The organism is Pseudomonas sp. Irchel 3A18 (assembly GCF_900187465.1).
Lineage (GTDB): Bacteria > Pseudomonadota > Gammaproteobacteria > Pseudomonadales > Pseudomonadaceae > Aquipseudomonas > Aquipseudomonas cichorii.
This window is the reverse complement of the sequence record NZ_FYDI01000005.1, coordinates 51589-65009: the sequence shown is the minus strand read 5'-3', so window position 1 is coordinate 65009 and position 13421 is coordinate 51589. Positions and strand designations below refer to the sequence as shown.

The 13421-nt window shown below is 57.8% G+C and carries 11 protein-coding genes; 8 read left to right on the top strand and 3 right to left on the bottom strand.

Annotated elements, in window-relative coordinates; translation table 11 throughout:
- Window positions 1-122 precede the first annotated feature (122 nt).
- The 3 genes from CKW23_RS11250 to CKW23_RS11240 all read left to right on the top strand — a co-directional run bounded on the left by CKW23_RS11250 (window position 123) and on the right by CKW23_RS11240 (window position 3094).
- Window positions 123-941, top strand: coding sequence for a class II aldolase/adducin family protein (locus CKW23_RS11250; protein WP_025259918.1), 819 nt, complete (start codon window positions 123-125; stop codon window positions 939-941).
- Window positions 942-1060: 119 nt separating this feature from the next.
- Window positions 1061-1969: a glutaminase B gene (gene glsB, locus CKW23_RS11245; RefSeq protein ID WP_025259919.1), complete on the top strand. Its 909-nt coding sequence runs from the start codon at window positions 1061-1063 to the stop codon at window positions 1967-1969.
- Between the two features lie 51 nt (window positions 1970-2020).
- A complete protein-coding gene (locus CKW23_RS11240) occupies window positions 2021-3094 on the top strand; it encodes a DUF1615 domain-containing protein (protein WP_025259920.1) in 1074 nt (357 codons plus the stop codon).
- A 5-nt stretch (window positions 3095-3099) separates the two neighbouring features.
- Here CKW23_RS11240 and CKW23_RS11235 read toward each other — a convergent pair whose 3' ends face one another.
- Window positions 3100-3531: a DUF1810 domain-containing protein gene (locus CKW23_RS11235; RefSeq protein WP_095067577.1), complete on the bottom strand. Its 432-nt coding sequence runs from the start codon at window positions 3529-3531 to the stop codon at window positions 3100-3102.
- An 89-nt stretch (window positions 3532-3620) separates the two neighbouring features.
- Between CKW23_RS11235 and CKW23_RS11230 the strand changes: the two genes are divergently transcribed.
- From CKW23_RS11230 to CKW23_RS11220, 3 genes are all read left to right on the top strand, one after another.
- Window positions 3621-5432, top strand: a complete 1812-nt coding sequence (locus CKW23_RS11230) for an ABC transporter ATP-binding protein (RefSeq protein ID WP_095067576.1) — start codon at window positions 3621-3623, stop codon at window positions 5430-5432.
- A gap of 135 nt (window positions 5433-5567) precedes the next feature.
- Window positions 5568-6605: an NADP(H)-dependent aldo-keto reductase gene (locus CKW23_RS11225; protein WP_025259923.1), complete on the top strand. Its 1038-nt coding sequence runs from the start codon at window positions 5568-5570 to the stop codon at window positions 6603-6605.
- A 330-nt stretch (window positions 6606-6935) separates the two neighbouring features.
- Window positions 6936-9323 (top strand): TonB-dependent siderophore receptor, encoded by a 2388-nt coding sequence (locus CKW23_RS11220; protein ID WP_025259924.1) that lies wholly within the window; start codon window positions 6936-6938, stop codon window positions 9321-9323.
- Between the two features lie 95 nt (window positions 9324-9418).
- Here the strand turns inward: CKW23_RS11220 and CKW23_RS11215 are convergent, their stop codons facing one another.
- Both CKW23_RS11215 and CKW23_RS11210 read right to left on the bottom strand, forming a co-directional pair.
- Entirely contained in the window at window positions 9419-10447 is a 1029-nt protein-coding gene (locus CKW23_RS11215; RefSeq protein WP_095067575.1) for an ABC transporter substrate-binding protein, read from the bottom strand.
- 145 nt (window positions 10448-10592) lie between these two features.
- Entirely contained in the window at window positions 10593-11600 is a 1008-nt protein-coding gene (locus CKW23_RS11210; RefSeq protein WP_095067574.1) for a DNA-binding protein, read from the bottom strand.
- Window positions 11601-11777: 177 nt separating this feature from the next.
- On the opposite strand from CKW23_RS11210, the gene CKW23_RS11205 reads away from it, so the two are divergent.
- Together CKW23_RS11205 and ahpC are read left to right on the top strand one after the other, a co-directional pair.
- Window positions 11778-12737, top strand: a complete 960-nt coding sequence (locus CKW23_RS11205) for a site-specific integrase (protein ID WP_025259927.1) — start codon at window positions 11778-11780, stop codon at window positions 12735-12737.
- 101 nt (window positions 12738-12838) lie between these two features.
- A complete protein-coding gene (ahpC, locus tag CKW23_RS11200; protein ID WP_025259928.1) occupies window positions 12839-13402 on the top strand; it encodes an alkyl hydroperoxide reductase subunit C in 564 nt (187 codons plus the stop codon).
- Window positions 13403-13421 lie beyond the last annotated feature (19 nt).

The following is a 13421-nucleotide window of genomic DNA, read 5'->3' as shown; positions in this document are numbered from 1 at the left end:
GTTGCGGTGTTTCTAATATTTGTTTTTTTCATAATTAGCTTATAAGAAAATGTGCTTTTTAATGATTTTGTTATGCGCTTAGTCTTGTGGGACAGGCTTTAAAGTCATTCAGGAGCAATACCATGAGCAACGTCAGCGCTTTACCAGTCCAGCAAGGGACTCCAGGCCCGGAAAAATCAGGCAGCGTCCGGGATCGGGTTTCGCCTGAGGAGTGGGAAGTGCGGGTCAAGCTGGCGGCGGCTTATCGTCTGGCGGCACTCAAGCGCTGGACCGATCACATCTACACCCATTTCTCCGCACGGGTTCCTGGCCCGGACGAGCATTTCCTGATCAACGCCTTTGGCCTGTTGTTCGATGAAATTACCGCATCGAACCTGGTCAAGGTCGATCTCGACGGCACCATCGTCGATGACCCGACGGGGCTTGGCATCAACTACGCCGGTTACGTGATTCATAGCGCGATCCATGGCGCACGTCCCGATCTTCAGGCGGTACTGCATACCCATACCCGCGACGGCATTGCGGTTTCTGCCCAGAAGGATGGCTTGCTGCTTATTTCCCAGCATTCTCTGGGGTTCTCGGGGCGAGTGGCCTATCACGGTTATGAAGGGGTGGCACTGAACCTGGACGAGCGTGAGCGGCTGGTGGCGGATCTGGGCGACAAGAGCGTGATGATCCTGCGCAACCATGGCTTGCTGACTGCCGGGGTGAGTGTCGAGCATGCGTTCCAGCAACTGCAATCGCTGGAGTACGCCTGCAATATCCAGATCGCCGCTCAGGCTGCTGGCAATGCGGAGCTGGTTTTCCCGCCTGCAGAAGTGATCGCCACTGTGGAAAATCAGGTCAAGGCCTTCAAGGATGGTGACGAGCCCTATGTGTCCAGGCACTGGAATGCACTGATCCGTCAACTTGAACGCACCGATACCGAATACAAGACCTGATGTCGGGTGAGGTCAGGCTTTTTCACGATGACTGTAAAACACGGGACATTGTCCTTGTTGGATGATGCTCGTTTTCAATTGTTGGTGTAGTGTGCGCACCCAAAACAAGGGGCGCATGCATGCAAAACCTGCTGAACGAAATTCTTGATGAAGTCAGGCCCTTGCTCGGCCAGGGCAAGGTCGCCAATTACATTCCTGCGCTGGGTGAAGTTCGCCCTGATCAATTGGGTATTGCGGTCTATAGCAACAGCGGCGAGGTGTTCCATGCCGGCGATGCTGCCACGCCGTTTTCGATCCAGAGTATCTCCAAAGTCTTCAGCCTGGTTCAGGCCATCGGACATTCCGGCGAGGACATCTGGAAGCGTCTGGGGCATGAGCCTTCAGGTCAGCCTTTCAACTCGCTGGTCCAGCTGGAGTTCGAGCGGGGCAGGCCGCGCAACCCTTTCATCAACGCCGGGGCGCTGGTGATCTGTGATATCAATCAGGCGCGTTTCGCAGCTCCCGCGCTGTCCATGCGCGACTTCGTGCGACGTCTGTGCGGCAACCCGACCATCATTTCCGATGCCAAGGTCGCGGAGTCCGAATATCAGCACCGTTCCCGCAATGCTGCTGCGGCCTATCTGATGAAGTCCTTCGATAACTTCAATGGCGACGTCGAAGACGTGCTGCGCAGTTATTTCCATCATTGCGCTCTGAGCATGAACTGCATCGATCTGGCGCGGGCTTTCGGTTTTCTGGCCAATCAGGGCTTCTGCACCCACAGCGGCGAGCAGATCCTGACGGCACGCCAGGCCACGCAACTGAACTCGATCATGGCCACCAGCGGTCTTTACGACGAAGCCGGTAACTTTGCCTATCGGGTCGGCCTGCCGGGCAAGAGCGGCGTGGGCGGTGGTATTGTTGCCGTGGTGCCGGGACGGTTTTCTGTTTGTGTCTGGTCCCCGGAATTGAACGCGGCGGGCAATTCGCTGGTCGGTATGGCAGCGCTGGAAAAACTGAGTGCGAGGATTGAGTGGTCTGTGTTCTAGACCAGTATCGAGAGAGGTAAGCAATTGAAGGGAGTGAAGTCTGGAACGCTCATGATGAGCTTTGCATTGGCGCTTGCCGGATGCAGCAGCCAGCGGGTTCAAGAGCCGGAGTTGAGCCCCGATCAGGCGCGGGCGCAGATCGTGCGCCTGATGCCGCCCAAGACTCCGGATCGTCAGGAATGGGCAGGCGATATCTATGCCGCGTTCGTGGCGCAGAGAATCGATCTGACCACCGAGAACCTGTGTTCCGTGCTGGCGGTGACCGAACAGGAATCCACTTATCAGGTTGATCCGACAGTGCCGGGAATGGCGAAGATTGCCCGTGCCGAGATCGACCGGCGTGCCTCGCGGCTGCATATTCCGGCGGCGCTGGTCAACGCAGCCCTGCGGATCCGTTCGCCCAGTGGTAAAACGTATGGCGCTCGGCTGGATGCGGCTCGTACCGAGAAGGAACTGAGCGCCATTTTCGATGACTTCATCGGCATGGTGCCGCTTGGGCAGACGCTGTTCGGCAATTTCAATCCGGTGCGCACGGGCGGGCCGATGCAGGTCAGCATTGCCTTTGCCGAAAAGCAGGCGGCCAATTATCCCTATGCGGTCGATGGTTCCATTCGCCGGGAAGTCTTCACCCGTCGCGGCGGCATGTACTTCGGTATTGCCCATCTGCTGGGTTACCCGGCCAGCTACACGCAGTCGATCTACCGTTTCGCGGATTTCAATGCCGGCTGGTACGCCAGTCGCAATGCCGCTTTCCAGAATGCGGTCAGCCGTGCCACGGGGATCGAGCTGGCGCTGGATGGCGACCTGATTCGCTATGATTCGACGTCGCCGGGGTCGACGGAACTTGCAGTTCGCACCTTGGGCGCTCGTCTGGACATGAGCAATTCGGCCATCTGGAACCAGCTCAAGCAGGGTGACACGTTCGAGTTCGAGGAAACCCGGCTTTACACCCGTGTCTTCGAGCTGGCCCAGAAGACTCAGGGCAAACCGCTGCCCCGTGCCGTACTGCCCGGCATTGTCCTGAAAAGCCCGAAGATTACCCGCAAGCTGACAACGGCCTGGTTTGCCGAGCGCGTCGATGAGCGACGCGAGCGCTGCATGCAGCGCTCTTCGGCAGGCGTTTGAAGCGTTCAGGGAAAGGCTTGCAGTTTCTCAATGGTCATGGCGTCCGGCTTACCCTCGAAGAAGGTGTCCAGCACCTCCTGGAACAAGGGATGTTCCGGTGCCGCGGCTGCAAACAGGGTCATGCTTGAATGCAGCTTGAGGTCATCCGGGGAGCCGAAAATCTGTCGAGCCGAACGCTGGATCTGAGGCGCGATGGTTTTTGCGCACAGCTCCAGGCGCGGCCCCAGCAGCGGGTGCCGCAAATAGGCCCGGGCTTCATCGAGGCCGCTGATGGCATAGCGCTGCGCCATGGCGCTGCGTCCCAGGCCCTTGATCTGCGGAAATACAAACCACATCCAGTGACTGCGCTTTCTGCCGGCTTCGAGTTCGGCCAGTGCTTGCCGGAAAACCGGCTCCTGAGCCTCGACGAAGCGTTGCAGGTCGTAAGCATCGTGCATGATGTGCCTCTTTTTCACGTTGGGCCGGGGCCGTTTTGTGATATCAGGCCTGCTCTCAATCCATTCCTGTTTCAAGAGTTCCTGTGCGCATGTCCCTTGTCCCTCGTTTGACGTCTTTCCTGCAGCAGGCAGTCCGTGCCATGCAGCTAGTCTGGACCACTTCACGAGCCTTGTCCCTCGGGCTGGTGCTGGCGACCCTGATTGCCGGTCTGCTGCCTGCACTGGCCGCCTGGCTGGGCCAGCGCATCGTCGACTCGGTACTGGCTGCCATCGAACTCAATACGGCCACCGGCGATGCGCCGCTGTGGCCGGTCTTGCGTTATGTCTTGCTTGAAGCGGGCGTGCTGGCGCTGTTGGCCGCCGCCCAACGGGCGTTATCGGTTCAGCAGGCCTTGCTGCGGGTGCAGCTTGGGCAGAAGGTCAACACGCTGATTCTGGAAAAGGCCCAGACCCTTTCGTTGTTGCAGTTCGAGGATTCGGAGTTCTACGACAAGCTGGTGCGGGTTCGCCGTGAGGCGTCGGTGAGGCCGTTGGCGCTGGTCACCAAATCCCTCGGGCTGATGCAGAACCTGATTGCCCTGATGGGCTTCGCTGTGTTGCTGGTACATTTCTCGCCCTGGGCTCTGCTGATTCTGGTGCTGGGCGCATTGCCAGTATTCTTTGCCGAGGCGCATTTTTCGGGCAATGCCTTCCGGCTGTTTGCGCGTCGTGCCCCTGAAACACGCAAACAGAATTACATCGAAGCGCTGCTCTCCAATGAGGTTCACATCAAGGAGGTCAAGCTGTTCGGTTTTGCGCCGCTGTTGCTCAAGCGCTACCGGGACACCTTCGAGCGTCTGTATGCCGAAGACCGACAGTTGACCATCCGCCGCGATGGCTGGGGTTTCCTGTTGGGCTTGCTGGGCACTGCGGCTTTCTATCTGACGTATGCCTGGGTGATTGTCGATGCCGTGCACGGACGTATCACGCTTGGGCAAATGACCATGTATCTGGTGCTGTTCAAGCAGGGGCAGACCGCTGTGAGCAGCAGCCTGATGGCCATTAGCGGTTTGTACGAGGATGGGCTGTATCTGGCGGATCTCTATGAATACCTCGGGCAGCCGGTCCAGCCAGCCTCGGGCAGCCTGACCAGAGGCGTTACGCCCGGCGATGGCTTGCGTTTCGAGGCGGTGAGCTTCAGCTATCCGGGTGCCAGTCAGGCGGCGCTGGAGAATATCGATCTGCACCTGGCGCCCGGTCGCAGCGTTGCTCTGGTGGGGGCCAATGGCTCGGGCAAGACCACGTTGATCAAGTTGCTGACGCGCCTTTATCGACCGGATCAGGGGCGCATCCTGCTCGATGGCAGCGATTTGCAGGAGTGGGACGAAGAGGCCTTGCGTACCCGTATCGGGGTGATCTTTCAGGATTTCATCCGTTATCAGTTTCTGGTGGGCGAAAACCTTGGCGTGGGCGATATCACTGCCTTCGATGACGAGAGTCGCTGGAAGGAGGCGGCCTCACAGGGAATGGCGGCATCTTTCATTGCGCAGCTCGACAAGGGGTATGCGACCCAGTTGGGGCGCTGGTTCAAGGGCGGTCAGGAGCTGTCCGGCGGGCAATGGCAGAAGATCGCCTTGTCCCGCGCCTATATGCGGCGTGATGCCGACATTCTGATTCTCGATGAGCCGACCGCCGCACTGGATGCGGGGGCGGAAGCCGCGGTCTTCGATCGTTTTCGCGAGTACGCCAAAGGGCGCATGACGTTGCTGATCTCCCATCGCTTTTCCAGCGTGCGCAACGCCGAGCATATCGTGGTGCTGGAGCAGGGGCGTGTGCTGGAGCGTGGCGATCACGACAGTCTGATGGCAGCCGGTGGTCACTACGCAACGCTGTTCGATCTGCAGGCCGAAGGCTATCGCTAAGCGCTCTGCCATGCAGGTGTTGGCCGGCGGACACCAACAAAACACTTGCAGCTCCTGGGCTGAGGGCGTTTTATAGGGCCTCTTTGCCAGGCGCCGAAGTGCGCTCGTTTTTATCTGAACCAGACGGAGACATCGATGCAATTTCGTTCATTGGGCAAGACCGATATCTCGGTCAGTGCCATCGCGCTGGGCACCATGACCTGGGGCGAGCAAAACACCGAAGCCCAGGCTTTCGAGCAGATTCAGCTGGCTAAAAAGGCTGGCGTCAACTTCATCGACACCGCCGAGATGTACCCGGTGCCGCCACGTGGGGAAACCTACACCAAGACCGAAAGCATCATCGGCGAATACTTCAAAAAGTACGGTGATCGCAAGGATTGGGTGCTGGCCAGCAAGGTGGCCGGTCCTGGCCGCATGGAGCATATCCGCAATGGCAACCCGCGCCTGGATCGCGCCAATATCACCGCAGCGCTGGAGGCCAGTCTCAAGCGTCTGAACACCGACTATCTGGACCTGTACCAACTGCACTGGCCTGATCGCAAGACCAATTTTTTCGGTGTGCTGGGCTATCAGCATGACCCGGACGATTCGGCGGTGGAGATCGAAGAAACCCTGTCGGTGCTGAACGATCTGGTCAAGGCTGGCAAGATTCGTCATTTCGGCCTGTCCAACGAAACTCCCTGGGGCACCCAGCGTTTCCTGCACCTGGCCGAAACCCATGGCCTGCCGCGTGCCGTTTCCATCCAGAACCCGTACAACCTGCTTAACCGCAGCTTTGAAATCGGCCTGGCGGAAATCGCGATTCGCGAGCAGATCGGTCTGCTGGCTTATTCGCCACTGGCGTTCGGTGTGCTTGCAGGCAAATACCTCGACGGCGCACGTCCGGCCGATGGTCGTCTGACGCTGTTCGAGCGTTTCCAGCGCTACAACAATCCGCAGGCCGTGCGTGCTACCGCGCAGTACGTGGCACTGGCTCGCCAGCACGGTCTGGACCCGGCACAAATGGCCCTGGCCTATGTCACCAGCCGCCCGTTCGTGACCAGCAACATCATCGGTGCGACCACGCTTGAGCAGTTGGCCGTCAACCTGGCGAGCATCGATGTCTCGTTGTCCGATGAGGTTATTGCCGGTATCGAAGCGATTCATGTCGGGCAACCCAACCCGGCACCGTAACATTCAGCCCCCTTCCAGCCTGTGGGAGGGGGCTTGCCCGCGACCGTCCACCTCAGAAACTGATCCATCTGCCAGAAAACTCCCCGTTTTGGTGCGTAAATCCCTGTTCGCAAATAAATCCGCTCCTGCCTTGTGCGCTTGAAAACGCATTTGTAGCTTCTTATGCATTAATGGTATTTAAAAACTTACAGTTAATGGCATTAAGCTATAAGGCATCGGACCACCGGGGAACCTAATTACATATCGATGAACGCTACCGTCCGCCGCACGGATCGCTCGTTGTTACCCAGGCAGAGAGGTCTGGGGTCAGGGATTTAAAAGGGGAGCGGTATGGGGAGCTTTAAACGACACGTGCTGGGGACGGCCATTTTGTCAGCCAATTTGCTGACTGCCGGAACCTGGAGCGCCGCAGCACTGGCCGAGGAGGCCAAGGAAGAAAGCAAAACGCTCGATACGGTCATCGTGACCGGTACGCGGGCTCAGGAGCGCACTGCAAGCGCTTCGTTGTCACCCATCGATGTCATTTCCGGCGACAGCCTGCGCAATTCCGGTTCTGGAGAACTGGGGGCGGTACTGGCTCGCCTGATTCCTTCAATCAACTTTCCACGTCCCAGCCTGGTGGATGGCGCTGAGCTGACGCGTCCTGCGCAATTGCGTGGTCTGTCGCCGGATCAGGTGCTGGTGCTGGTCAATGGCAAACGCCGTCATACCTCGGCCTTCGTCAACCTGGGTGGCGCGGTCGGCCGTGGTTCGGCACCTGCCGACCTGAACGCCATTCCGCTGTCTGCCATCGATCACATCGAAGTGCTGCGTGACGGTGCCTCGGCACGTTATGGCTCGGATGCCATCGCCGGGGTTATCAACGTCATCCTCAAGGAGGGCGACCATGGTGGTTCGATTTCCACTCAGTACGGGCAGTACAAGAAGGGAGACGGGATCAAGCGCAATATTTCGGGTAACACCGGTTTTGCCCTGGGCAGCAATGGTTTCCTCAATCTTTCCGGCGAAGGTGCGAACAACGACTACACTGACCGCGCTGGCAATGACCTTCGCCCGGCAAGCGTCGGTTCTACCACCTACGGACAGCATGTATTCCGTCAGGGTGAGCCGGAAACCGAAGAAGGCAAGATCCAGTTCAACGGTGGCTACACCTTCAGCGATGCTGCCGAGTTCTACAGCTTTGGCGGCTACAGCAAGCGTCGCGGTGAAACGGCAGCGTTCTACCGGGCCAGCAATGCCGGTAACAACATTCCTGCAATTTTCCCCAATGGTTACCTGCCGCTGATTCGCGGCACCCTGGAAGACACGACGCTGGTCGCCGGTTTGCGTGGCGAGCTTGCCAATAACTGGCATTACGACCTGTCTGCCAACTACGGCAAGAACTCTTACGAGTTGCGCACCAAGACCATCAACACCTCGTTGGGTCTGGCCACTCCGCGCTCGTTCTATAACGGTACGCTGACCAACGACCAGAAGCAGCTCAGCCTGGATCTGTCCCGTGAGTTCAGTGCTGCGTGGCTGCCGTATCCGGTGTCGGTGGCGTTCGGTGCCGAGTATCTGCACCAGGGTTATCAGATCGAGGCGGGTCAGGCCGAGTCCTACTTCCAGACCGGCAGCTCCGGGCTTGGCGGTTTCCGCGCAGCGGATGCAGGCAGCTATTCGCGGCATAACATTGCCCAGTATCTGGACCTGGAAACCAATATCACTGAAAAGCTCGGGGTTTCGGCAGCTGTGCGTCGCGAGGACTACAGTGACTTCGGCTCTAATACCAGTGGCTCGGTTTCGGCGCGTTACGATTTCACGCCGCGTATCGCCTTGCGCGGTAGCGTTTCGACAGGGTTCCGTGCGCCATCGCTGGCTCAGCAGAACTTCACGTATACCTCGTCGCAGTTGATCGGCAACACCATTCAGGAAGCGGGTACGTTCCCGGCCAACAGCAATGTGGCTCAACTGTTGGGTGCTGAAGATCTCAAGGCCGAGAAGTCCCGCAACTACAGTCTGGGCCTGGTGCTCAAGCCGCTGGACAATCTGACCGTGACTGCGGATGTTTACCGTATCGACATCCGTGATCGCATCTCGCTGTCCTCCAACCTGGTGCTCAACAACGCTGCAACCAACTACCTGCAAGCCAACGGTATCACTGACATCAACTACACCAGTGTCCGTTACTTCACCAATGCCACCGACACCAGCACCGACGGTATCGACCTGGTTGCCAACTACCGCTATCAGTTCGATAACGGTGTGGATTGGAACAGCACCCTGGGCTACAACTACAACCACACCAAGGTCACCAGCGTAAAAGCCAACCCGCCGGAGCTGGATCAACTGGGTGTCAATCTGGTGCGTGTAGACCGTCGTGAACGCATCGGTCTGCTGGGTGATACCACGCCGCAGCACAAACTTACCCTGGCCAACGATTTCACGATCGGCAACTGGACGCTGCACTCCAACCTGGTGCGTTATGGCGAGTTCACCAGCTATCAGGCAGCCGAAGTCAACGATCAGACGTTCAAGGCGGCCTGGTTGCTGGATCTGGCAGTGGATTACAAGCTCAAGAACTGGGTCTTCACAGTGGGTGGCGACAACGTTACCGATGAATACCCGGAGAAGCTGAACGAATTTGCGTCCAGTGGCGGCAACCTGGCCTACAGTACGTTTTCACCTTATGGGTATAGCGGCGCGTTTTACTACGCACGTGCCACCTATAACTGGTAACAGCCGAGTTGTAAAAAGCGCTCCCGCTTAATGGCGGGAGCGCTTTTTTGTAAGGGATTTACCCCTGCCGGACGACAGGGGCAGCGTGAAGGCTGTCAGCTACCTTGAAGCGGCTTGGCATCCTTAAAGAAGTAGTCTTTCCACGACTCTGGCTTGTTCTTGATCGCACCGACGCGGTACAGGAATTCGGCCAGCGGGTAAGTGTTCTTCGGGGTGATGGTGAACTGGAATTCCGGTTTGTCGATGATCTGCAGCAGTTCTGCGCGATCGATTTTGGCCTTGGTGACACGGATGTAGGTGTCGGCTGCAGCGCCGATGTCCTTGCTGACGAATGCTTCGGCTTCCGACAAGGCTTCAATGAAGGCCTTGTAGGTCTTCGGGTTTTCCTTGCGGAATTTCTCGGTGGCGAACAGCACGGTTGGCGAGTTTGGTCCCAGCAGGTCGTAGGTGTTGAGCACGACATGCACGCCAGGGTTTTTCAGTTCCTGCTCCTGGAAGGGCGGGTTGGAGAAATGCCCTGTCAGTTCGGTGCCTCCGGCGATCAGACTGGCAGCCGCGTCCGGATGTGGCAGGCTGACGGTGTATTTGTCCAGTCGGGCATATTCCTTGTCACCCCATTGTTTGGCGGCTGCATATTGCAGGTAACGCGACTGGACGGAAACGCTCACGGCCGGTACGGCAATGCGGTCCTTTTCAGTGAAGTCGGCGATGGTCTTGACCTTGGGGTTGTTGCTGAGCAGGTAGTACGGGAAGTTGCCCAGCGAAGCGACGGCCTTGACGTTCTGTTTGCCCTTGGTACGGTCCCAGATGGTCAGCAGCGGGCCGACACCGGCGCCTGCGATATCGATGGAGCCTGACAGCAAGGCATCGTTCACCGCCGAGCCGCCGGAGAGCTGGGTCCAGTCGACCTTGATATCCAGGCCTTCTTCCTTGCCGTGCTTCTCGATCAGGTTCTGGTCGCGCACGACGTTGAGCAGCAGATAGACGATGCCGAACTGTTCGGCGATCCTTATTTCACCCTCGGCTTGCGCAGTGGCAGGCATTATCAATGCGCCGGACATCAGTGCTGCACCCAGGCCGATGGCGGTTGCCAGGCGAGACAGGCGTTTCGTGGGTTTGTGCATACAAGGCTCCAGCTTCCAGGGATTTAGTCGGATATGGAGTGAGCTTATATGCATAAAAAATGTTAATTAAATAACATTTAAGAATAATTATATGATGAATAAATAGTGGCTATTTATAGTCGTCGCGCAGGTTGGCCGGTGCTTTTTATTGGTCCGGCGACGCCTTGCCCGAAGCCTTCTTCGGCTTTGGTTTTTCGCCGGGCTCGCGCAGATGTTCCAGTGCGGCTTCCTTCTTTATCAGCAACAATTCCAGCATGCGGTTCTGTTGGCGAGTGTCCGTCAGGCTTTGCTTGAGTTCGGCGTTCTCGTCCTGAGTGGTGCGCAGTCGTTCTTCGAGCAGGGCGCATTGGGTGTGTGAATGCTGGTAATGCTCGCGGGTGCTGGCAACTTGTTGGGTGGCCTGGCTCAGCAGGTCCTTCTGGTCGTTCAGCGCCCTTGCTACGTTGCGATTTTCTGTCAGCAGCCTTTCGTTGTCCCGGTTCAATAAGGTGATTTCTTCCTGACGCATTGTCAGGCTCTGCTGGGCCTGGCGCAGCTCCATCTGGACTTGCTGAAGCTGGCCTTCGTGGCGTTGTTGCTCGCGGGTGCGCTGCTCCATGATCGAGTTTCGATAGTGCTCCAGCGCTTCCCGGGCGTGCCGATGCTTTTCTTCCAGTGAGTGAATCTGCGCGTCCTTGTCTTGCAGGCGTGCTTCCAGGTCGCTGTTGGCCTGCTGCAGCCTGGCATTTTCCGTCTGCTCGCCTTGCAGTGTCTGCTGGCAGTGGAGCAGGGCGGCGTTCTGTTGCTCGAAAGCGTCGGTCTGGCGTGTCAGCCGCTCTTGCAGTTCATCAATGCGCTGCTGCGCTGTGGTGAGTTCCTGCTGCATGGCCTTGCGATGGGCGTCGTGCTCGTCGCGGACCTGATCAATACGTTCCTGAGCCTGTTCCTGGAGGCGCTGGGCAAGCCTGCTTACCAGATCCGTCAGTTCATCGTTGATGGCGGGCGGCGCGGTGTCGGTTTCATCCAGCTCCCTGAGATAGCGGTGGATGGTGGTTTTCGAGCCGGTATTGCCCATTTCGACACGTACTGCATCGATGCTGGGATTTTCCCCGCGAGAGAGCAGGGCAAGCCGTGCCTTGTTCACCAGCGCCTTGTTTACACCGCCGCGAGCCATGCTGTCTCCTACGATTTCGTACTGTGGTATGTACCCTGTAATTACATACTATATTAGATTGAAAATCAGCGTTGAATTTGTAATAAATTAACCCGTGATATTGGCGTATTATCCCGTGTCATACGCTTGTCTGGCCTGTGAGGGCGATGTGCGCAGTACACAAAGGGGTGACAAGGCATGAATGACGTTGATCGCTATATCGCGGCGGCGACCCGGGACAACACCCGGCGCAGCTACCGAGCGGCCATCGAGCATTTCGAGGTGACATGGGGCGGGTTTCTGCCGGCCACCAGCGAGAGTGTGGCCCGCTATCTGGCGACCTATGCTTCGACCCTGTCAGTCAATACCCTGAAGCTGCGCATGTCGGCGCTGGCGCAGTGGCATAGCAGCCAGGGTTTTGCCGACCCGACCAAGTCCGCGATGGTGCGCAAGGTACTCAAGGGCATACGGGCCTTGCATCCCGCTCAGGAGAAGCAGGCCGAGCCTTTGCAGTTGCAGGATCTGGAGCGTGTGGTTGCCTGGCTTGAAGCTCAGGCGAATGATGCGCTGGCACGGCACGATCAGGCGCAGTTGCTGCGCTGTCGTCGCGATGCGGCGCTGATCCTGCTGGGATTCTGGCGAGGGTTTCGCAGTGACGAGCTGTGCCGCCTGCAAATCGAGGACATCAAGGCGATTCCCGAATCCGGGATCAGTCTTTACCTGCCGCGTAGCAAGGGTGATCGGGACAATATCGGCAAGACCTACCAGACCCCGGCCTTGCAGCGCCTGTGTCCGGTGCAGGCTTACATCGACTGGGTCAATTGCTCTGCCTTGGCGCGTGGCCCGGTATTTCGCTCCATCGATCGCTGGGGCAATCTGGGCGAGGAGGGGCTGCATGTCAGCAGTGTCATTCCCTTGTTGCGTCAGGCGTTCGAGCGTGCAGGTATCAGCGCCGATCAATACACCAGCCACTCGTTGCGCCGCGGGTTTGCCACCTGGGCGCATCGCAACGGATGGGACCTCAAGTCGCTCATGGCTTACGTGGGGTGGCGGGACATGAAGTCTGCGATGCGTTACATTGAGCCGGTTTCGTTCAGCAGTCCTTCCGGGGACCTGGGCGACGTGAAGGTTTCTTCTATTAATAAGCTTCGCCGATAGGCAAAACTAATAAGCAACATCAGGTTTGCCAATGAGCCTTTGTCATCAATCGTGCGTAAGCTTCACTCCATCGAATTCACAACCCATCAGGAGATTCACCGATGCCTATTATCAACAGCCAAGTAAAACCGTTCAAAGCAACCGCATTCAAGAACGGTGCTTTCGTCGACGTTTCGGAAGCTGACTTCAAAGGTAAATGGTCTGTCGTATTCTTCTACCCAGCCGACTTCACCTTTGTTTGCCCTACCGAACTGGAAGACCTGGCTGACAACTACGCTGAGTTCCAGAAACTCGGCGTCGAGATCTACAGCGTTTCTACCGACACTCATTTTGCCCACGCTGCATGGCACAACACTTCGCCAGCAATCGGCAAGATCCAGTACACCATGATCGGCGACCCGACTCTGCAGATCTCCCGCAACTTCGACGTGCTGATCGAAGAAGCCGGTCTGGCTGATCGCGGTACTTTCGTGGTCAACCCTGAAGGCCAGATCAAAATCGTTGAACTGAACGATGGCGGCGTTGGCCGTGACGCTTCCGAGCTGCTGCGCAAGATCAAGGCTGCTCAGTACGTTGCTGCTCACCCGGGCGAAGTCTGCCCAGCCAAGTGGAAAGAAGGCGAGGCTACTCTGGCTCCGTCTCTGGACCTGGTCGGCAAGATCTAAGTCGTATGAAACGGCTAGG

Excerpts from the sequence above, each read along its gene's own strand:
- CKW23_RS11205 (WP_025259927.1), top strand. The coding sequence starts at position 11,778 with ATGAATGACGTTGATCGCTATATCGCGGCGGCGACCCGGGACAACACC.
- CKW23_RS11230 (WP_095067576.1), top strand. The coding sequence starts at position 3,621 with ATGTCCCTTGTCCCTCGTTTGACGTCTTTCCTGCAGCAGGCAGTCCGT.
- CKW23_RS11240 (WP_025259920.1), top strand. The coding sequence starts at position 2,021 with ATGATGAGCTTTGCATTGGCGCTTGCCGGATGCAGCAGCCAGCGGGTT.
- CKW23_RS11250 (WP_025259918.1), top strand. The coding sequence starts at position 123 with ATGAGCAACGTCAGCGCTTTACCAGTCCAGCAAGGGACTCCAGGCCCG.
- CKW23_RS11235 (WP_095067577.1), bottom strand. The coding sequence starts at position 3,531 with ATGCACGATGCTTACGACCTGCAACGCTTCGTCGAGGCTCAGGAGCCG.
- CKW23_RS11225 (WP_025259923.1), top strand. The coding sequence starts at position 5,568 with ATGCAATTTCGTTCATTGGGCAAGACCGATATCTCGGTCAGTGCCATC.
- CKW23_RS11210 (WP_095067574.1), bottom strand. The coding sequence starts at position 11,600 with ATGGCTCGCGGCGGTGTAAACAAGGCGCTGGTGAACAAGGCACGGCTT.
- glsB (WP_025259919.1), top strand. The coding sequence starts at position 1,061 with ATGCAAAACCTGCTGAACGAAATTCTTGATGAAGTCAGGCCCTTGCTC.
- CKW23_RS11215 (WP_095067575.1), bottom strand. The coding sequence starts at position 10,447 with ATGCACAAACCCACGAAACGCCTGTCTCGCCTGGCAACCGCCATCGGC.
- CKW23_RS11220 (WP_025259924.1), top strand. The coding sequence starts at position 6,936 with ATGGGGAGCTTTAAACGACACGTGCTGGGGACGGCCATTTTGTCAGCC.
- ahpC (WP_025259928.1), top strand. The coding sequence starts at position 12,839 with ATGCCTATTATCAACAGCCAAGTAAAACCGTTCAAAGCAACCGCATTC.